The 19,900-nt window shown below is 35.8% G+C and carries 22 protein-coding genes and 1 tRNA gene; 21 read left to right on the forward strand and 2 right to left on the reverse strand.

The window, feature by feature from the left end:
- The first annotated feature begins 10 nt into the window (after nucleotides 1–10).
- From NSQ92_RS24460 to NSQ92_RS24480, 5 genes are all read left to right on the forward strand, one after another.
- Nucleotides 11–1,372, forward strand: a complete 1,362-nt coding sequence (locus tag NSQ92_RS24460) for a UDP-N-acetylmuramoyl-tripeptide--D-alanyl-D-alanine ligase (protein ID WP_410796096.1) — start codon at nucleotides 11–13, stop codon at nucleotides 1,370–1,372.
- 141 nt (nucleotides 1,373–1,513) lie between these two features.
- The gene (locus NSQ92_RS24465) at nucleotides 1,514–2,206 is read left to right on the forward strand and encodes an alpha/beta hydrolase (protein ID WP_047944188.1); all 693 of its coding nucleotides are present in this window, start codon (nucleotides 1,514–1,516) and stop codon (nucleotides 2,204–2,206) included.
- Nucleotides 2,207–3,083: 877 nt separating this feature from the next.
- The gene (locus NSQ92_RS24470) at nucleotides 3,084–4,550 is read left to right on the forward strand and encodes a DEAD/DEAH box helicase (RefSeq protein WP_047944187.1); all 1,467 of its coding nucleotides are present in this window, start codon (nucleotides 3,084–3,086) and stop codon (nucleotides 4,548–4,550) included.
- Nucleotides 4,551–4,699: 149 nt separating this feature from the next.
- Nucleotides 4,700–5,179, forward strand: coding sequence for a PH domain-containing protein (locus tag NSQ92_RS24475; RefSeq protein ID WP_047944186.1), 480 nt, complete (start codon nucleotides 4,700–4,702; stop codon nucleotides 5,177–5,179).
- Nucleotides 5,172–6,599 (forward strand): PH domain-containing protein, encoded by a 1,428-nt coding sequence (locus tag NSQ92_RS24480; RefSeq protein WP_341133240.1) that lies wholly within the window; start codon nucleotides 5,172–5,174, stop codon nucleotides 6,597–6,599. Before NSQ92_RS24475 ends, NSQ92_RS24480 begins: the two co-directional genes overlap by 8 nt.
- Before the next feature lie 376 nt (nucleotides 6,600–6,975).
- Here the strand turns inward: NSQ92_RS24480 and NSQ92_RS24485 are convergent, their stop codons facing one another.
- Nucleotides 6,976–7,701, reverse strand: a complete 726-nt coding sequence (locus NSQ92_RS24485) for a rhomboid family intramembrane serine protease (RefSeq protein ID WP_341153287.1) — start codon at nucleotides 7,699–7,701, stop codon at nucleotides 6,976–6,978.
- A 109-nt stretch (nucleotides 7,702–7,810) separates the two neighbouring features.
- Here NSQ92_RS24485 and acpS point away from each other — a divergent pair, with 109 nt between their 5' ends.
- From acpS to NSQ92_RS24555, 14 genes are all read left to right on the forward strand, one after another.
- Complete coding sequence (gene acpS / locus NSQ92_RS24490; RefSeq protein WP_047944183.1) at nucleotides 7,811–8,161, forward strand: holo-ACP synthase; 351 nt, start codon at nucleotides 7,811–7,813, stop codon at nucleotides 8,159–8,161.
- 318 nt (nucleotides 8,162–8,479) lie between these two features.
- Nucleotides 8,480–9,490, forward strand: a complete 1,011-nt coding sequence (locus NSQ92_RS24495) for a LolA family protein (protein ID WP_047944182.1) — start codon at nucleotides 8,480–8,482, stop codon at nucleotides 9,488–9,490.
- Between the two features lie 153 nt (nucleotides 9,491–9,643).
- Complete coding sequence (gene alr, locus NSQ92_RS24500) at nucleotides 9,644–10,801, forward strand: alanine racemase (RefSeq protein ID WP_341153288.1); 1,158 nt, start codon at nucleotides 9,644–9,646, stop codon at nucleotides 10,799–10,801.
- A 336-nt stretch (nucleotides 10,802–11,137) separates the two neighbouring features.
- The gene (locus tag NSQ92_RS24505) at nucleotides 11,138–11,419 is read left to right on the forward strand and encodes a CopG family ribbon-helix-helix protein (RefSeq protein ID WP_047944180.1); all 282 of its coding nucleotides are present in this window, start codon (nucleotides 11,138–11,140) and stop codon (nucleotides 11,417–11,419) included.
- 4 nt (nucleotides 11,420–11,423) lie between these two features.
- Nucleotides 11,424–11,774, forward strand: coding sequence for a type II toxin-antitoxin system endoribonuclease NdoA (gene ndoA / locus NSQ92_RS24510; protein ID WP_016201246.1), 351 nt, complete (start codon nucleotides 11,424–11,426; stop codon nucleotides 11,772–11,774).
- Between the two features lie 122 nt (nucleotides 11,775–11,896).
- On the forward strand, nucleotides 11,897–12,106 hold the full coding sequence (locus NSQ92_RS24515; protein ID WP_095258005.1) for a hypothetical protein: 210 nt from the start codon (nucleotides 11,897–11,899) through the stop codon (nucleotides 12,104–12,106).
- A 196-nt stretch (nucleotides 12,107–12,302) separates the two neighbouring features.
- On the forward strand, nucleotides 12,303–12,668 hold the full coding sequence (locus NSQ92_RS24520) for an STAS domain-containing protein (RefSeq protein WP_047944178.1): 366 nt from the start codon (nucleotides 12,303–12,305) through the stop codon (nucleotides 12,666–12,668).
- Between the two features lie 3 nt (nucleotides 12,669–12,671).
- Nucleotides 12,672–13,073 carry an anti-sigma regulatory factor gene (locus NSQ92_RS24525; protein ID WP_047944177.1) on the forward strand — a complete coding sequence of 134 codons (402 nt, stop codon included), beginning with the start codon at nucleotides 12,672–12,674 and terminating at the stop codon, nucleotides 13,071–13,073.
- A gap of 11 nt (nucleotides 13,074–13,084) precedes the next feature.
- Nucleotides 13,085–14,095 carry a PP2C family protein-serine/threonine phosphatase gene (locus NSQ92_RS24530; protein ID WP_341153289.1) on the forward strand — a complete coding sequence of 337 codons (1,011 nt, stop codon included), beginning with the start codon at nucleotides 13,085–13,087 and terminating at the stop codon, nucleotides 14,093–14,095.
- Between the two features lie 55 nt (nucleotides 14,096–14,150).
- Entirely contained in the window at nucleotides 14,151–14,483 is a 333-nt protein-coding gene (locus NSQ92_RS24535; RefSeq protein WP_047944175.1) for an anti-sigma factor antagonist, read from the forward strand.
- Nucleotides 14,480–14,950 (forward strand): anti-sigma B factor RsbW, encoded by a 471-nt coding sequence (rsbW, locus tag NSQ92_RS24540; protein ID WP_047944173.1) that lies wholly within the window; start codon nucleotides 14,480–14,482, stop codon nucleotides 14,948–14,950. Before NSQ92_RS24535 ends, rsbW begins: the two co-directional genes overlap by 4 nt.
- A complete protein-coding gene (gene sigB, locus NSQ92_RS24545; protein WP_047944172.1) occupies nucleotides 14,928–15,725 on the forward strand; it encodes an RNA polymerase sigma factor SigB in 798 nt (265 codons plus the stop codon). Before rsbW ends, sigB begins: the two co-directional genes overlap by 23 nt.
- Nucleotides 15,722–16,318: a PP2C family serine/threonine-protein phosphatase gene (locus tag NSQ92_RS24550; protein WP_047944171.1), complete on the forward strand. Its 597-nt coding sequence runs from the start codon at nucleotides 15,722–15,724 to the stop codon at nucleotides 16,316–16,318. Before sigB ends, NSQ92_RS24550 begins: the two co-directional genes overlap by 4 nt.
- A 258-nt stretch (nucleotides 16,319–16,576) precedes the next feature.
- Nucleotides 16,577–18,766 (forward strand): Tex family protein, encoded by a 2,190-nt coding sequence (locus tag NSQ92_RS24555; protein WP_047944170.1) that lies wholly within the window; start codon nucleotides 16,577–16,579, stop codon nucleotides 18,764–18,766.
- 88 nt (nucleotides 18,767–18,854) lie between these two features.
- Here NSQ92_RS24555 and cmpA read toward each other — a convergent pair whose 3' ends face one another.
- A complete protein-coding gene (gene cmpA, locus NSQ92_RS24560) occupies nucleotides 18,855–18,971 on the reverse strand; it encodes a cortex morphogenetic protein CmpA (protein ID WP_095258007.1) in 117 nt (38 codons plus the stop codon).
- Between the two features lie 221 nt (nucleotides 18,972–19,192).
- Here cmpA and NSQ92_RS24565 point away from each other — a divergent pair, with 221 nt between their 5' ends.
- Together NSQ92_RS24565 and NSQ92_RS24570 are read left to right on the forward strand one after the other, a co-directional pair.
- Nucleotides 19,193–19,669 carry a SprT family protein gene (locus tag NSQ92_RS24565; RefSeq protein WP_047944169.1) on the forward strand — a complete coding sequence of 159 codons (477 nt, stop codon included), beginning with the start codon at nucleotides 19,193–19,195 and terminating at the stop codon, nucleotides 19,667–19,669.
- A gap of 156 nt (nucleotides 19,670–19,825) precedes the next feature.
- Nucleotides 19,826–19,900: transfer RNA gene (locus NSQ92_RS24570), tRNA-Asn, on the forward strand.

Below are 19,900 nucleotides of genomic sequence, written 5' to 3' on the forward strand. Positions count from 1 at the left end.
AGGTTTTATTTTGATTAAGCGTACATATGCAGAAATTGCTTCAATGTCAAGCAGTACTCGTTTTTTTGAGCAATATAATGAGGTGCTTATTAGCGGGGTAACGATTGATTCGAGAAAAATAGAAGCAGGACAATTATTCATCCCTTTTAAAGGAGAAAGGACGGATGGGCATGAATATGTCGCAGATGCAATAAAACAAGGCGCTGCTGCGGCATTTTGGCAAAAGGATGTCCCGAATCCGCCTGAGAATCTCCCTCTTATCTTTGTGGACGATTCGTTAACAGCGATTCAAACGCTTGCTAAAAGCTATTTACAGCAATTGAAGGTTAAAATTGTGGGAATAACAGGAAGTAACGGAAAAACATCTACGAAGGATATGACAACAAGTCTTCTTTCTTTAAAATATAAAGTGCAAAAAACAGAAGGCAATTATAATAATCATCTTGGTCTTCCTTTAACTGTACTTGGTTTAGAGGAAGATACAGATATTGCTGTGCTCGAAATGGGCATGAGCAGTCGTGGAGAAATCGACTTTTTGAGCCGGTTAGCAGAACCAGATATTGCTGTAATTACGAATATCGGGGAGTCTCATATGCAAGATCTCGGATCAAGAGAAGGGATTGCAGAGGCGAAGTTAGAAATCTTAAATGGATTGAAGGAGAAAGGACGATTTGTTTACTTTGGAGATGAACCTCTTCTTTCAACGCGTGTTAAAGACAGGAACCTGGATATGAAAACCTTTGGAATGGATCCTGCCAATGATTTATACCCATATGAAATAAAGGCACTTGAAAATGGCAGTGTTTTTCAAATTAATAAAGCGGCAGAACCATTTGAATTGCCTGTTTTAGGAAATCATAATATTTTAAATGCGTTGGCAGCAATGCTAGTGGCAGAGTATTTTGAAATTCCTTATGAAGAGATGAATAAAGGTCTTCAATCGCTAAAACTGACAAATATGCGCATGGAGTTAGTCGAAGGGCAGTTAGGTGTGAAAGTTATTAATGATGCATACAATGCCAGTCCTACTTCTATGCTTGCAGCTATTGATGTGTTAAAGAAGCTGCCAGGTTATAAGCAAAAAATTGCAGTTCTTGGAGATATGCTAGAGTTAGGAGACCAAGAAGAAGCTTTTCATTATGAGATGGGAGAGCATTTAGAAGGAGTCGATTACGTTTTAACATATGGAAAGCTGGGTAATTTCATTGCAGAAGGTGCAAAAACAGTTCTTCCTGAAGATCATGTTTTTTCTTTCCAAGAAAAAGAGCCATTAATAGAAACTTTACTGCCTTTTCTAAATAAAGAAACAGTAATTTTAGTCAAAGCTTCTAGAGGAATGAAGTTAGAGGAAATCGTTAAGGCAATACAATAATAGAAGGAGGCCAGCCTATTTGAAAAACGAAAAACGTTTTCCTTGTAGGTTCGGCTTTTTTTAGAGTGGATAGTTAAGAAATGTATATAAAAAATGAATTACTCTTATAGTGTAAAATATCTCTAAAAGGAGGGGGAGTAAATGACAGCGTGTTTATGTATACATGGATTTACAGGTTCTCCAATGGAGGTAGAACCACTAGCTGAATATATCCAGAACTATACCAATTGGGAGTGTATGGTTCCAACACTTCCTGGGCATGGCGATCAATTAAGATTAAAAGGGATTATATATAATGAGTGGATCCAATATGCGGAAGAAGCGTTAAAGGATTTATTAAAAAGACACGACACAGTATATGTTGTTGGTTTTTCCATGGGTGGATTAATAGCAAGCTATTTAGCAGCAAAGTATCCGATTAAGAAATTAATTCTCTTAAGTGCAGCAGCCTATTATGTAAACTTAATCCAGCTTCAAAAGGATATAAGAATAATTTGTGCTGATTTTTTTCGAGGGAAAATTAGAGAGAATGAGCAATTTATCCGCTATATGAACAAAATTAAAAGTACTCCTTTAGCCGCTGCCATTCAGTTTAGGAAGCTTGTGCAATATGTAAAACCATTGTTAGCTAACATTCAAGTGCCTACATTGATTGCCCAAGGGGAGAAGGATGGAATTGTCCCATTGAAGAGTGCAACCTATTTGTATAATACAATTCGTGCAGAAAATAAGAAGATCTTATACGTGCAGGAATCCAAGCACTTAATTTGTCATTGTGAGAAAAGAGAAGCATTATTTCAAGAAATAATAACATTCCTCAAGGCGCCCTCATAAGTTAAAAGTAACCCTATTTAATCGTATAGATTTGAGGTTGATTGGAAAGAGTAAAGGAAGGGAGGTTTGGCCAATTTTGGTCTTTACTTAAAAGATCACTTTGTGTCAAAACGGCTATAAAAGAACGTAAGGGGCTCTTTATTCCGCATAAAGCGTTTACATTGTAAAAATGGTAAAAACACGTATAAAACCTAGATTTTCAGCTGCCCAATTTATTGCAAAGCGTATATCTTAATGATAATATTATTTTAAAAAGTAGGGTGACAAACTTAACATTTTGGGCATAATGTTAGAGAAAAAAACCTCTTTGTAAACGATAAATTAGTCAAATAGAGAGAAATGAATGGAAGAAGAATTCCGAGAAAATGAATTCTTTTGTTTAGGAAGGGAATAACCATTGTTCTTTGTATTTGGCTAACTTTTCTAGATTAGCTGATTTGGTTTTAAGCTCCGTGAAAAAATCATGTTTTTTCGAGCGTGAATTTTGAAGATTCTCATTTTGGAGAAACAGACTAATCATTAAGTGGTAACAGAGCTATTATAAAAATAAATAGAAGTCATTTGAAATTTCCTCCTATTTATAACTAAGTTAAATAGTATCTCATAACTAATAAGACTTAAATATTTTGCATATACCCTCATCATTCTCCTGATAAAGGTTGTAAGGCTATTGAAACCAACAATAACTTTCATCATTTATATATAACGAGCATCATTATCTTTTTAATTGTATGGGGAAGGCATAATGTGATGAATACGATATGCCATTTTAATATGTTTCATTTAGAAAAATGAGGTACATACAAATGGTTGGCATGATGGATTTATTCCATCTGTTTATGGATATTTTTTAATGACTAGAAGGAGATTGGATATATTGGTAAAGTTTCAAGATTTAGGTATTAGTCCTGCTACAATGAAAGCATTAAAAAGAATGGGGTTTGAGGAAGCGACGCCTATTCAGGCAGAAACGATTCCATTGAGCCTTCAAAATAAAGACTTAATTGGTCAAGCACAAACAGGAACAGGGAAAACAGCTGCTTTTGGAGTGCCTTTAGTTGATAAAATTGACGTAGCGAATGAAGTAATTCAAGGGATTATTATTGCTCCGACAAGAGAGCTAGCTATTCAGGTTTCAGAAGAATTATACAAAATTGGTTATGGAAAGCGTACAAGAGTATTATCTATTTTCGGCGGACAGGATATAAATCGCCAAATTCGTGCATTGAAGAAAAACCCGCATATTATTGTTGGGACACCTGGACGTATATTAGATCATATTAATCGTAAAACACTTCGATTAGATAATGTTCAAACAGTTATTTTAGACGAAGCTGATGAAATGCTAAACATGGGATTCATTGATGATATTGAAGCAATCCTTTCAAAAATTCCAACAGAAAGACAAACATTACTATTCTCTGCTACAATGCCTGGACCGATTAGAAAAATGGCAGAGCGCTTTATGAAAGATCCAGAAGTAGTTAAAGTGAAAGCAAAAGAAATGACTGTGCCGTTGATTGAACAATATTATATCGAAACACAAGAGAAAACGAAATTTGATATTTTAACAAGATTGCTGGATATTCAATCTCCAGAGCTAGCTATTATATTCGGTCGCACGAAACGTCGGGTTGATGAGCTGTCTGAAGCATTAAATCTACGTGGTTATACAGCAGAAGGCATTCATGGAGATTTAAGCCAAGCGAAACGTATGTCTGTTCTTCGTAAGTTTAAAGAGGGAACGATTGATGTACTAGTGGCAACAGATGTAGCTGCACGTGGACTTGATATTTCCGGTGTAACACATGTTTATAACTTTGATATTCCTCAAGATCCAGAAAGCTATGTACATCGTATCGGACGTACTGGCCGTGCAGGAAAAGAAGGGGTAGCTATTACGTTTATTACGTATCGTGAAAGATCTTATCTGCAGGTTGTGGAAAAAACAACGAAGCGAAAAATGGAAAAGATGATTCCTCCAACAGTCGACCAAGCAATAGAAGGTCAGCAAAAAGCTGTTATGGAAAAAATATCACAAATTATAGAGGAAAATAATTTAGATTCTTATCGAAATGCTGCGGATGACTTATTGGAACAAAAAGATGCTTCTACTGTTGTAGCTGCAGTTCTAAAGATGCTTACAAAAGAACCAGATACAACTCCTGTTAAATTAACAGAAGAAAAGCCATTGCCAATGAAACGTGACCGCAGACCATATGATAAAAATAATGACCGTGGTGGACGCAAAAACTATAATCCACGTCAACGCCAAGGCTATGGCAGCAATAAACGTCAAGGTCAATCAGGCAATAGCTACAATAAATCAAAGTCTTACCGTTAAGCTTTGTGTTAAAAACCTCCATGAATGTCGTGGAGGTTTTTTATTTCGGGGATAGTGATAGAGAGACAGAAAAATATGAAACCACCTTATCGTATTTTCGTATATAGTTAAGAGATACAGACAAAATTCAGAAAATAGGAGGAGTGTAATTGATAACAATACCTCAAAATAGGTTATCGAAAAAGGGGATCACTGTTTGGCGCTTAACAGGAGTTATATCTTCGCTCATTATGATGGTTATTGGTGCTGGGGTAATTACGTTTGCTATTCTTTTTGATTGGCACATACTTATAAGTATAGGAACGATAATTTATCTTCTTTTTCATATGGCTTTTACAATTGGCATCCTGCCGCCTTTAAAGTGGAAAAGATGGAGATATGAAGTAAGAGGAGATGAAATTGAAATACAGCAAGGGGTTATTGTAATAAAGCGAACGCTCATTCCAATGATTAGAGTGCAGCATGTAGATATGAAGCAAGGACCTCTATTAAGAAAGTACGAGCTTGCCACAGTGTCGATTTCTACAGCAGCAACCGTACACGAAATCCCTGTACTTCAAGTGGATGAAGCAGAAGAGATTAGACAGTATATTTCTAGCAAAGCAAAGGTGGCAGAAGAAGATGTTTAATCAAAACAGACTTCATCCTGTTTCCATCATTTACGTTATTTTGAAGCGGTTAAGAGAGTTTATTTTTCCGTTTATTGGAATTATTGTACTTGGAGGTAAGCCTACCGAGTGGGGATTATATACAATTCTAGGAGCGTCATTCTTACTTTTGATTATTCTCATTAGCGGATTTTTGTCATGGAACTTTTTCACCTTTTATGTAATGGGAAATGAATTACGAATCGAGTATGGTGTATTTATAAAAAAGAAACGCTACATACCCTTTGAACGAATTCAAAGTATCGATTTTACAGAGGGAATTTTTCATCGTCCATTTAGTTTAGTAAAAGTAAAAATTGAAACAGCAGGTGGTGCTGAAGCTGAAGGCGAACTTACCGCTATTTCTAAAAAGGTTGCTCAAGAATTAAAAAGATATATTATTCAAAAAAAGAATGAGCAGATTGAAACGGACGAAATAATAGAAGAGGTAGAACCTGCTCAACAAGAAATCTACCGGATTTCATCTAAAAAATTAGTCGTTTTGGCGTCAACTTCGGGCGGCGTAGGTGTGATTATCTCGGCAATATTTGCTTTTATTTCACAATTTGATGATTTAATTCCGTATAAGGAAATCTACAAACATGTTCAACAAGTCATTACAAGCGGTGTAGCGTTAGTTTCTATCGTTGTTTTTGTTTTATTTGTATTGTTATGGGTTTTATCTTGGTTCATTACTATATTAAAATATGCGAATTTTACATTATCGAAGACGAAAGATGATTTGATTATTACACGTGGCCTAATTGAAAAAAAGCAGATTACTATTCCGCTGAAACGGATTCAAGCAATTAAAATAACAGAAGCGATGCTTAGACAGCCGTTTCAATTAGTTAGTGTATCTGTTATTAGCGCTGGTGGATCTTTTGATGATATAGAAGCTTCTGATGTAGTTGCCGTTCCGTTATTAAAGAAAAAGGAATTACCACTTTTATTAAAAGAAATGGTACCTGAGTATGAATGGAATGAGGAGCTGCATTCGCCGCCAAAACGATCAATTTGGAGATATATTATTAAAAATAGTTGGATAGCATTACCTGTTATTATCGCTATGATTTACTTTTTTCATGAATGGGGAGCGTTATCGTTGTTGTTATTACTAGTTTTACCATTATGGGGCTACTGGAATTATCGTTCAGCTGGATATCGTATTTCAGGTAAGCAGTTAACATTATCCTTCCGCCAATTTAATAAAACGACTTTCCTGATGAGACGAAATCGAATTCAAGCCCTTTATTACACAGAGGGATGGTGGCAGCGAAAAGGGGAGCTTGCTTCTGTACAGGGTGTTGTTCTTTCTGGTGCTGGAGGAGCCACTGGGGTAGTTACAGACCTGACCAAAGAAGATGTAGAAAAGGTATATGAATGGTATTCGCTAAGTTAAGTGAGTGTCGGATAAAGCTAAATAGCCCAACAAGCTCTAATTTAGTAGTCAAATCAATTCGGTCTATCATTTTTTTCAAAAGAAAATAAAACGGAGCAAACTGAATACACGTACACTCCTATGGGAGCTGCGAGAAAGTCCGAGACCCTGCAGGATCATATGAGACGAAGCGGCTCGCCCCCATGGAAAGCGGAGTGTATTCAGTCTGCGGGTGATGACTACACACATTCTTTCTTAAATTGAAATAAAAACTCCAAAACAAGTATACGAATTTATAAGATATATGTATACTTGTTCGGAGTTATATTTGGTCAAATTATTTATGTCTCATCTTGTTTTGAAAGAGACTGGGACAAAGCAATATATATAATGGTTATTATTGACTAACAAATCCTATAATGGCAAGACCGAAGATGATAATCCAAATGATAATAGATTTTGCTTCGGGCTTTTTTGTGCGGCGGAGCTGTTGTCGTAAATAATACCATTCTTCTTTATAACTGGTAAGTATCTTCTTTCCCTTTGATTCCGATAAACTTCCGACGATGACCCCTGTTAGAAATCCAAAAATATGGGCAACAATATTTATATTTGGCTGTAAAAAGGTCATGATTAAGCTAAGAACAGCAATGGTCGTAATAATTTGGGCGTTCCCTTGAGAAATAATGTCTTTTCGAAATACAACTAGACTAATATAATAGCCGAATAGACCAAATATTGCTCCACTAGAACCTAAGTGGACATAAGTAAGTGGTTCGATAAGAAGAGTGATAATATTTGCTGCGATACCAGTGACTAAGTAGATAAGGAGAAACTTAAATTTGCCAAGTATTCTTTCGAGTCCGGGTCCGAATAAGAAAATGCTGAAACTGTTAAATAGAAGATGGGCAAAACCTCCATGGATGAAAATAGGAGTGATTAATCGCCACCATTCTCCTTCTACTATATAAAGGTTAACACCCATCATAGTTTCTAATAAATATTTATTTGGAAAAATAGGAAGATTGGTTAATAAATAGAGAATTAGATGAATAAGTAAGATCATGGAAACGACAGGATAATACGTAATATACTCTCTAAAGCTTTCTCTTCTGGTAAACAACAGTATTTAATACCTCCTAAATAAAGCTTCTTTCTACCATAATAGCCAAAGAATAGGGAAAGATACAATATATTATGCTCACTATGAATAGAATAGAAGGAGTTGTCTTATGATTAAAGGCACGGGAATTGATATAACAGAAATAGACAGAATCGAATCTTTACTCCAAAGTAAGCCGAAGTTTGTGAAGCGCATTCTGACAGATACGGAAATGGAAAAATTTCAGCAGCTATCTGGGCATCGTAAATGTGAGTTTTTAGCAGGACGATTTGCAGCAAAAGAAGCATTTTCAAAAGCGCTAGGCACAGGGATTGGAGCGAACTTAAGCTTTTTGGATATTGAGATAGGATATGAGGAAAAAGGGAAGCCGTGTATTGTAAAGCCATTTTCAAAAGGAGTCCATTTATCTATAACTCATAGCAAACACTATGCCTTTGCCCAAGTTATTATTGAGGAATAAGGAGAGCGAGAGGGTTTTCATCGTTTTTCTTATTCTTTTGTTTGGGAGGGGGAATGGCAGGCTTTTTGAAGCGGGTCTGTTTTTGGTTTAGGCAAGGAGAAATAAACAGAAGAAATATCAACAAAAAGACTTATGATTTCAAGTAGCATATTCCCGAAGGTTGTCTCATATATTCATAGAGAAATAGGAGAGACAAGTATGGTTTCGCGGTTTCTAATAGGCAATTCCAAGAGAGAAGGAAGAGGAGTTTCTATTAGAAATGCTGTTTGCTTATTTTTCTCTCTTTCGACGTGAAATGAGAATAGGGGAGTTGAAAAAATGAACAAGAAGATTTGGTTGCTATTTGTAGGGCTAACGGTCATGCTTTTGTTAACTGCCTGCGGAACAAAATCGAAAGAAGATGTTCTGACTGATTTAAAAGAAAAGGTCGAGACAAAGGGGTATAAAGCAGACGCCGAAATGACTCTCAAGATGGGAACAGAACCACAGACTTATGAAGTGGAAGTGTGGCATAAGGACCCAAGTTTTTATCGAGTGAATTTAAAGAATTCAGCAAAAAATCAGAGCCAGATGATTTTGAAAAATGAAGAAGGCGTCTATGTATTAACGCCAGCTTTAAACAAATCCTTTAAGTTTCAAAGTGAGTGGCCGGAAAATAGTAGTCAAGCTTATCTCTATGAGTCTTTAGTGAAGGATATTGAAGAAGATAAAGAGGTGAAATTTTCTGCTACAGATAAGCATTATGTTTTTGAAACAAAAACACGCTATCAGAATAATAAAATGCTTCCAACTCAAGAGATTGCCTTCAGTAAGAAGGATCTTTCTCCTGTCAGTGTAAAAGTAAAGGATGTAGAGGGAGTAGCATTGGTTACGGTGAAGTTTTCTAATGTGAAGTTTGATGTTTCCTTTGATAAAAAGGACTTTGATTTACAAAAGAGCATGACTGCGGCTAAGATGGTAATCCCGGTTATGGGAGAAATTGAAGACAAAGACTTTACTGTGAAATATCCTGAAGAACCATTAGAAGGAGTTAGCTTGGTAGAAGAGAAAAAAATGGCTTCTGAAAACGGGAATCGTGTAATCCTCACATATGATGGAGAAAAATCTTATACGATTATTCAAGAAAAAGCAGTAGTAGCACCAGCTACAGCAGGACCAATTGTTAGTAAGGGCGATCCAGTGGATTTAGGATTTACCATTGGAGAAGTTACAGATTCTAAAGTATCATGGACGTTTGAAGGCGTCGATTATACGATTGCATCAAGTGACTTAACTCGTGATGAATTAGTTACTGTTGCGCGCTCCGTACAAGGAGAGGCAATAAAATAAGTACTACTCAGGCAGCCTTCTACAGGGGGCTGTTTTTTTATGTGGAATAATTACTTCTTCTGCTAAACTTATAAGGATAGAATTGACAAGCGGATCAATCAGTAGAATAATTTAAGGAACAAGTTTGTTAATTAAAAAGGACGTGTGTGGATTTTGAATCAAGAAGATACCTTTTTTCGAGATACATGGGTGGAAATTGATCTTGATGCTATTGCATATAATGTTGGTGAATTAAGAAAAAAATTACATCCAGAAAATAAGTTAATAGCAGTAGTAAAGGCAAATGGATATGGGCATGGAGCTCTGCAAATTGCCAGAACTGCTTTACGGTCTGGTGCGAATTACTTGGCTGTAGCATTTTTAGACGAAGCAATCAGTTTAAGAAAGCAAGGAATAACAGCACCGATTCTTGTACTTGGTGCAAGTAGACCGAGAGATGTCATGACAGCGATAAAATATAAAATAACTTTAACTGTTTATTATAAAGAATGGTTAGAAGAAGCTGTCCAATTTTTAAATAAGGATGCTTCATTAACGATTCATTTAAAGTTAGATACAGGTATGGGGAGAATTGGGTTTAGAAACGAGTTGGAAATTCAATCCGTAGAAGAATTGCTGGTAAAACACCCAAATATTGTAGTCGAGGGCATTTTTACTCATTTTGCGACAGCGGATGAAAATAACTCTTCTTACTTTGAGAGCCAAATTCAACGCTTTAAGGAATTGCTCTCTTCTTTTACAAAACTGCCTGCAATTATACATTGTAGTAATAGTGCTGCGAGTCTTTTGCATCCTGATTTACAATATAATGCTGTGCGTTTCGGTATTTCGATGTATGGATTAACACCTTCTCTTGAAATTGAACAAGATTTACCTTATCCATTACAAGAAGCCTTTTCCTTGCGGACAAAATTAGTCCAAGTGAAAAAATTAAACAAGGGCGATAAAGTAAGCTATGGAGCGACTTATGAGGCAAAAGAAGAGGAATGGATAGGGACTTTACCAATCGGTTATGCAGACGGATGGTTACGTAAACTGCAAGGTCAAGAGGTTCTCGCTGAAGGAATAAGAGCGCCGATTGTAGGGAGAATTTGCATGGATCAATGTATGATAAGGCTGCCGTTTTATTTAGAGCCAGGAACAGAAATAACGCTAATTGGGAAGCAAAGGGATGCTGAAATCTCTGTGAATGAAATTGCTGCTAAACTAGAGACGATTAATTATGAAGTCACATGTATGATTTCTACAAGAGTCCCGCGGATTTTTAAACAAAATGGAAATGTCACAGAAACAGTAAATTTCTTAATCTAGAGGAAGACAAAGCAATGGTGGTTTCGGAATCTTGCTGCCAAATGAATATTTTAAACTCAAGATCAAATAAAAGTAATGGATAAGGAAATGACTGAATACATTAATTATGGTCACAGATACCATTTGAAGATCTATTTATATGAAAAATATGGAAGAACAGCTATTATTTTTGTGAATAATTTTCGTTTTTTCTATTCTTTCATGCATAAAAGGGATAATTTTTGGCGGATAATACAGTAGAATTGCTGAATGGACTTTGCAGAAACACTTATTAGTGGTATGATTAAAAAAAGCAGAGCTAAAAATGGTGTGTAGTGATGGTGGAGGTGTATGTTTGTGTCTGAATCTAGCACAACGACAGAGATCATGATAAAATTACCAAAGCATTTGTTAACTGAATTGGACGGCTTCGTTAAGCAGGAAAATGTTAATCGTAGTGAATTTATTTATCAAGCAACGAAAATGTATCTTCGCGAACGGAAAAAGAGACATATCCGCGAATCGATGAGACGAGGATATATGGAAATGGCTAAATTAAATTTATCCATTGCATCAGAAAGCTTTCTCGCAGAATACGAGGCAGAGCATACAGTAGAACGTCTTGTAAGCGGAGGGTAATCCTTTGATTGTCAAACGTGGTGACGTTTATTTTGCAGACCTATCCCCAGTTGTTGGTTCAGAGCAAGGCGGCGTCCGTCCTGTACTTGTCATTCAAAACGACATCGGGAATCGGTTCAGTCCCACAGTCATTATTGCAGCAATTACAGCTCAGATTCAAAAGGCTAAATTGCCGACTCATGTGGAAATTGATGCGAAGCGATATGGTTTTGAAAGAGATTCGGTAATTCTTTTAGAACAAATTCGTACGATAGATAAACAGAGGCTAACGGACAAAATTACTCATCTTGATGAGGAAATGATGGAAAAAGTCGATGAAGCTCTACAAATTAGTTTAGGTCTCATTGAATTTTAAGTATAATGCGCTCATTGAAGCGCTTTTTTTAATAACCCTAACTGCAACCTTTTTGTATGTAAAAAAGCTCGTATGTCAAACTAGAAAGAACCTCCTTATTTAGTAAGGAGGTTCTTTCTAGTTTGACAGGAAATAGTGAAGCATTATTTTTACTAAATAACAAAAAAATTTCTATAATAGGTTTGAAGGATAAGGAAAATGGGAATATAGAAAAGTCATCACCTATCTTTAGTAGAAGGATGAATAAATTTTCAAGTGGAGAATATGCCCAAAAGTACCACTTGTTTTTCAATATACCCATTTTTGAAAATAAAAAGTCTCTGTTAATATGATAAAATGAAGGAAGTAACTCAGGAAAATATGGAGCAATCAAATTGGTGATTATGGATGGGTTTTTTTATAATCTTTAGGTTTACCAAGTGAAGCTTCTTGCATTTATTTTAGATTTTCTTCCATCTAAATAGAGGATCCCTAACGCGGGATGGATAAGTGTGTAAAAAATATTAAAAGAAAGTTGGTTGGTTTTGGGTGAATAGAGTAAGAATACCAATATTAAAACTTTATGACTACTTACTAGTATCCATTCAATGGGAATTAGATGACCAAACAGCCCTTCAGTTTCAAGAGGATTTATTAAATAAAATCCATGAAACCAGTGCCAACGGGGTAGTTATTGATTTAACTTCTATTGATTTTATAGACTCATTTATTGCAAAAGTATTAGGTGATGTTATCGGTATGTCGAAGCTAATGGGGGCTAAGGTGGTACTGACAGGGATTCAGCCTGCTGTTGCCATCACCTTAGTAGAGCTAGGTATCAGTTTAAACGATGTTTTAACTGCCTTAGATCTAGAAAAAGGTTTGGAGAAATTACAACAGGAATTGGAGGACTGACCTATGGGAGACCAATCCTGTGTAAAAATCATAAATGAATGGGATATCGTTGCCGCTCGGCAATTAGGCAGAAACCTCGCCAAAGAGCTCGGCTTCGGTACCGTTGATCAAGCCCGTATAACTACAGCAATTAGTGAATTAGCAAGAAATATATATTTATATGCTGGTCAAGGACAGATTTGTATAGAAAAGCTTTTTGATAATGGGAAAGCTGGTTTAAAACTAATTGCGATGGATAGTGGTCCTGGAATTAAGGATATTAGACAAGTGATGCAAGATGGTTTTTCTACTTCTGGCGGGTTAGGAGCCGGATTGCCAGGTGTGAAACGTTTGATGGATGAGTTTGATATTAAAACCTCTATTGGCGATGGAACAGAAATCCAGGCGGTGAAGTGGCTAAGATAGGGGGGGAGATAATGGATTTCCGAGAAATGATGGAATCTAAATATCGAGATCTTCTTGTGAACTATATTAAAGATGAATCTGAACAAGCTCTTTATCAAGGGCAAAAGTTTAGTAGGAAATCAATTGAACAAAAAATATCACCAGAAGACATAATTAGTTTACATAAATCTATTCTGATGGATTTATATCCAGATATACCTGGATATGTAACAAAATCCTTCGATATACTTCTAGAGGTTATGATAGGCTATGGATTTGCTTATAGAGAACATCAAAGCTTGCGTCATGTTCAGCAAGAGTTAAGAAGCGAAATGGAAATAGCAGCAAATGTACAGCAAACATTATTAAGCACAGATATTCCAAAAGTCGATGGATTAGATATTGGGGCAATAAGTGTACCGGCTAAAATGATGTATGGCGATTATTATCACTTTGTTCATGATGATGATCAGATTATTAACATTGCCATTGCAGATGTGATAGGGAAGGGTATTCCTGCTGCTATGTGCATGTCGATGATTAAGTATGCGATGGACAGTCTTCCGGAAAATAGGAATAAACCAAGCAATGTTCTAGAAAATTTAAATAGGGTTGTAGAACAAAATGTAGATCCTAGTATGTTTATTACCATGTTTTACGGAGCATATGATGTGCTATCACATGTATTTCATTATGCGTCAGCTGGTCATGAGCCTGGCTTATATTATCAAGCGGAAACGAAACAGTTTAGTGAGCTGAAGACTAAGGGATTGCTGCTGGGTGTTGATAAAAGAACGAAATATCAGCAGTTTGAAAAGCAAATTTATCCAGGAGATATGATTGTTTTAATGTCAGATGGAGTAACCGAGTGTAGAACAAAGGAAGGCTTTATTGAAAAAGAAACGCTTCTTGGATACATAAGGAAACATATGCATTTAGATGCACAGAATATTGTAGAAAATGTCTTTAAGGAATTAGAAAAAATTCAAGATTTTCAATTACGTGATGATTTTACTTTAATTATTTTTAAAAGAGAAGTTTAATGGTACCTCCAATAGGGTATAAGACAATATCGTAATAATGTGAAGGTGGGTCGGGATGAATATCATAATAGATGTAAAGGAAAAAGAATTGGATGTAGAAGTTAAGGTTTCTGGTGAAATTGATGCGTATACTGCTCCGAAATTAAGGGAGCGGATTTATTCCTTCTCTGAGAAAAAAGGAATAAAAATGATAATAGATTTATCCGATGTAAATTATATGGATAGTACTGGTTTAGGTGTATTTGTAGGTATATTTAAGAATGTTCGAGCGAATAATGGTGAATTTAAGTTAGTAGGTCTATCAAGCCGCTTAATCAGATTGTTTGAAATAACCGGATTAGCAGACATTATAGACATAAATAGCAAGATAGAAGGTGGAATACAATGAGTCATTTTGAGTACATCGAAATGAAAATTCCTTCTAAACCAGAGTATGTTGGGATAATTCGCTTAACGTTGTCTGGGATTGCAAGCAGAATGGGCTTTAGCTACGATGAAATTGAAGACTTAAAGATAGCAACAAGTGAAGCCTGTACAAATGCTGTGCAACATGCGTATAAAAATAAAGACGCAGGAGAAGTTTTAGTTGGATTTCGATTATATAATGATCGATTAGAAGTCATTGTAGCCGATAATGGGAAAAGCTTTGACTTTCATTCCACTACAAAGGATCTGGGTCCGTATGAGCAGGATGAGTCGGTGGAATTTCTTCGTGAAGGAGGACTTGGCCTATACTTGATCGAAACATTAATGGATGAAGTCAAGATTCACCATAATAACGGGGTAACTGTTTTCATGACAAAATACCTCGAAGGAGAGCAGGTGGAGAGGGATGCAGAAACAATCTCAACCTAATCGCCATTTATCAAAAGAAGAAGTAAATGCTTTAATTAAAGACTTTCAAAGTACACAAAATGAGAAGGCGCAAGAAGCGCTTGTTATAAACTATCGCGATTTAGTAGAAATGCTGGCACGAAAGTATTCTAAAGGTAAAATGTTTCATGAGGATATCACACAGGTTGGAATCATTGGATTAATAGGGGCTATTCATCGCTATGATGAAAGCTTCGGAAAAAGTTTTGAAGCCTTTGCGGTTCCAACCATAATTGGAGAAATTAAACGGTTTTTAAGAGATAAAACTTGGAGTGTTCATGTACCCAGAAGAATAAAAGAGCTTGGTCCTAAAATAAAGAAGACGGTTGAGCAGCTTACTACCGATTTACAGCGTTCTCCAAAGGTGGATGAAATCGCCGATTATTTAGATGTATCTGAAGAAGAAGTGCTAGAAGCAATGGAAATGGGAAGAAGTTATCAAGCATTGTCTGTTGATCATTCGATTGAAGCAGATTCGGAAGGTGGAACTGTTACACTTCTAGATATTGTCGGAGATGTAGATCAAGGCTTTGAAAAAGTAAATCAAAAGTTAGTGCTGGAAAAAGTACTCCATGTACTAACAGAGAGAGAGAAGAGTATTATTCAATATACATACTTGGATAATCTTAGTCAGAAGGAAGCTGGAGAGAAGCTGGGGATTTCTCAGATGCATGTTTCTAGGCTTCAGAGAAGAGCAATCAAAAAGCTGCAAGAAGCAATTCAGGCGGAGACCAGTAATTCGGAGTTTATCTTATGAATGAGTTGAAAGACAATAATGTTCATGTGCTTTCCTATCAGACTAGCAAGAAAGGGAAAACCCTTTGTGGAGATAGTTTCTTTTATACATCAACGGATGAATACTTTGTTTGTGTATTAGCAGATGGACTTGGCAGCGGCGAATATGCAAACGAGGCATCCGTTGCAGTTACGGAGATAATTAAAGAAAACCATGGGAAGTCTGTAGATGAATTAATGGAACTATCGAATAATGTTCTAGTCAAGAAAAGAGGAGCTGCTGTTTGTGTTTTTAAAATAAACTATGCTTCTAAGACAATTGTTTACAGTTGTGTAGGCAACATACGATTCTTTCTTTATTCTCCTTCAGGTAAACTGACATATCCACTCCCAGTAACGGGGTATTTATCAGGAAGGCCTCAACATTATCATACACAACGTTTTACTTTTGAAAATCATGCTAAATTTCTTGTTTTTTCCGATGGATTTAATATTCAAGGAATTAAAAATTTGCTAAGAGGATATTTGCCTATTAGGTCCATAGCAGATGATATTATTGGGAAATATAATAATTCTAACGATGATTCTACTTTTATACTAGGAAGCTTACTTTGAAAAGTAAGCTTTTTTTTGTTCAAAATGAAAGTTCATTCATTTAGCCGTATCCTTTGCTTCGATAGTGAAACCTATAAGCTAGTAAAATAGAAAGAGAAAGGAGGGGATGGAATTTCCTTTATGTTGATAATATGTTTTCCAAGAACCTTTTGATAAAATAGAGATAGATCAAAATAAAAGGTATTACTTCCAAGTATAAAGAGAATGGAATAATAATTTACGTGATGTTCGACGGATCTAGAAAGGATAGTGAGTGTTATGGAGAAGGCTTTGGAACAGGAAAAAGGACAGAACTATTTAGCGATTATAGCAAAAGAACAGAGTGTATCAATTAAACAAGTGAAAAGCGTTATTACATTAATAGAAGATGGAAATACGGTTCCTTTTATTGCTAGATATAGAAAGGAACAAACAGGGGCACTAGATGAGGTGCAAATAAAAGATATCATTGATCGGTATACATATATTCAAAACTTAGCACAACGAAAAGAAGAAGTTATTCGTTTAATTGAGGAACAGGGGAAGCTCACAGAAGAGCTGCATAACAACATTATAAAGGCAATTAAGCTACAAGAAGTAGAAGATTTATATCGTCCGTATAAACAAAAGCGTCGAACAAAAGCAACCATTGCAAAAGAAAAAGGGCTGGAGCCTTTTGCAGAATGGTTAATTAGTAAAGAAAAGAAAAACTCTTTAGAAGAAGAAGCAAATAAATACATCTCGGAGGAAAAAGAAGTCTTATCCATTGAGGATGCAATTAATGGAGCGAAAGATATATTGGCAGAACAGATATCAGATGATGCAGAGAGCAGAAAATGGATAAGAAATAAGACAATGCTTACTGGGAAAATTCAGTCTAGCGCTAAAAAGGTAGAGAAGGACGAAAAAAATATTTATGAAATGTATTATGAATATGAAGAACCAGTAAATAAAATTGTCCCTCATCGAACTTTAGCTTTAAATAGAGGTGAAAAAGAAGATATTTTAAAAGTAGCCATCGTTGCTCCGATAGAAGTAATTACTGAATACTTGGAGAAAAAGTGGTTAACAAATGCCCAATCCCCTGAAGGATTAATCATAAAAGAAGCTATTGATGATGGCTATAAACGTCTTATTCAGCCATCCATCGAAAGGGAAATAAGAAATGAGTTAACTGAGAAAGCGGAAGAACAGGCAATACACATTTTCTCAGAGAATCTTCGCAATCTATTATTACAGCCACCCCTAAAGGGGAAAATGGTTCTTGGAGTGGATCCAGCATATCGGACAGGCTGTAAGTTAGCGGTAGTAGATGAAACAGGAAAAGTATTAGAAATAGGGGTTATCTATCCTCATCCGCCTGTATCTAAAGCAGCAGAAGCAAAAGCGAAGTTCCAAGAAATCCTAGATCGATATGATATTGAAATGGTTGCAGTAGGTAATGGTACTGCTTCAAGAGAAACGGAACAATTTGTAGCAGATATGCTAAAAAACCAAAATAAAGAAATCTATTATTTAATAGTGAATGAAGCGGGAGCGAGTGTATATTCTGCTTCAGAAATTGCTAGAGAAGAGTTCCCGGATTTCCAAGTAGAAGAAAGAAGTGCTGTATCGATAGCGAGAAGACTGCAAGATCCGCTTGCTGAATTGGTTAAAATTGATCCAAAATCCGTTGGAGTTGGTCAATATCAACATGATGTATCTCAAAAAAAATTAGCAGAATCATTGCACTTTGTAGTAGAAACAGCAGTTAACCAAGTTGGGGTTAATGTAAATACAGCATCTCCTTCTTTGTTACAATATGTTGCAGGTCTTTCCAAAGCGGTTGCTAATAATATCGTAAAGAAACGAGAAGAAGAAGGGAAATTCATAAGTCGAAAACAATTAAAGAAGATACCGCGCTTAGGTGCAAAAACATATGAACAGGCAATTGGGTTCCTACGTGTATTGGATGGAGAGGAGCCTTTAGATAGAACGGGCATACATCCAGAGCATTACGATGAAGTAAAAAAACTCTTATCTACATTAGGATTTAAAACAAAAGATATCGGTACTACAGCTTTAAGGGAAGCATTAACAAAGGTTAATCTGAAGGAAAGTGCACAGGAACTTAATATAGGGGAATTAACGCTAAAGGATATTATTGAGGCATTAGTTCGTCCATCCCGAGATCCACGTGACGATTTAGCTGCACCATTATTAAGAAAAGATGTATTGAAACTAGAGGATCTGCAAACGGGCATGGAACTACAAGGAACGGTGCGAAATGTAGTTGATTTTGGGGCGTTTATAGATATTGGTGTAAAGCAAGATGGCTTGGTCCATATTTCGAAGCTAAGCAATAAGTTTGTTAAGCATCCCCTTGATATAGTAGGTGTGGGAGATGTTGTTACTGTTTGGGTAGACAGCGTCGACCATAACAAAGGAAGAGTTGCACTAACGATGCTAAATCCAAAAGAAGAAAAATAGCAATAAAAAGAAGCCTGCGTTGATGGAAGAGATAACGCAGGTATTCTTAGTTTATAAAGAGAAAGTGAGTTCATTTTATAATGAAAAGTTAATTAGCAGTATTTTTGCGGCAATAGTAATACCAGCATTGATTCAACAGCTTGACTTGATAGCTATTTTTTTCATAGAAAGCTTTTTTGATTTGGTTTTGTAACCAATTAGGCATTATATTCACTCCTTGTTTTTTGATTTTGGCTAGCTAAAAAAAGATAAATTTGCTTTAGCCTTTCATGCCGATAACTAAAAAAGGTAGAAAATTGCCTAGTTTAAGGTGAGATTATAGAATTATCAATTTAACATAATTACATGATTGTGTACGTTTTAGTAAGTTATAAAACTATTGTATGCTATAATGGTTTGTCTTGTTGAGGAGGAATGAGCGGTACGATGACAAATGAGGAATTGCAAAAGTTAGTGGAGAATATATCGTGGGATTACTTTAAAAGAAGTTTTGAGCACAAGGCAATTTTTAATCCGCGATTAAGAACCACTGGTGGAAGATATTTGTTAAGCACTCATAATATTGAAATCAATAAAACATATTATGATCTGATGGGTTTGGATGAATTAGTAGGGATTATAAAACATGAATTATGTCATTATCATCTTCATTTATTAAACAAAGGATATCAGCACAAGGATGCCGATTTTAAATCTCTTCTAAAAATGGTAGGTGGTCCAAGATATTGTTCACCGTTACCAGTTGAAAGTAAGAGAGGGAAATCGAAGAAAATACTTATTTACTCTTGTGTTTCCTGTAAACAGCAATATACGAGAAGAAAAAGAATGGATATAAAAAAGTATGTTTGTGGGAAATGTAAGGGAAGATTAAAATTAGAAGAAGTGATTCAGATGGATAAGTAATGAAAGATGGATGGATTGTGTTTTAAAAAAAGTTTTGAAAGGTGCTTGACTTATTATTTATATGTCCTTATAATGTAAAGAGTCGACAAGAGAGCAGTTGTTATAACGCTGCTAGTGATTGTTTCTTTTGATAACAAATATGTCGATGACAATTATTCCGCAGTAGCTCAGTGGTAGAGCATTCGGCTGTTAACCGAACGGTCGTAGGTTCGAGTCCTACCTGCGGAGCCA

This window comes from Niallia sp. FSL M8-0099 (assembly GCF_038006945.1).
Lineage (GTDB): Bacteria > Bacillota > Bacilli > Bacillales > Cytobacillaceae > Niallia > Niallia circulans.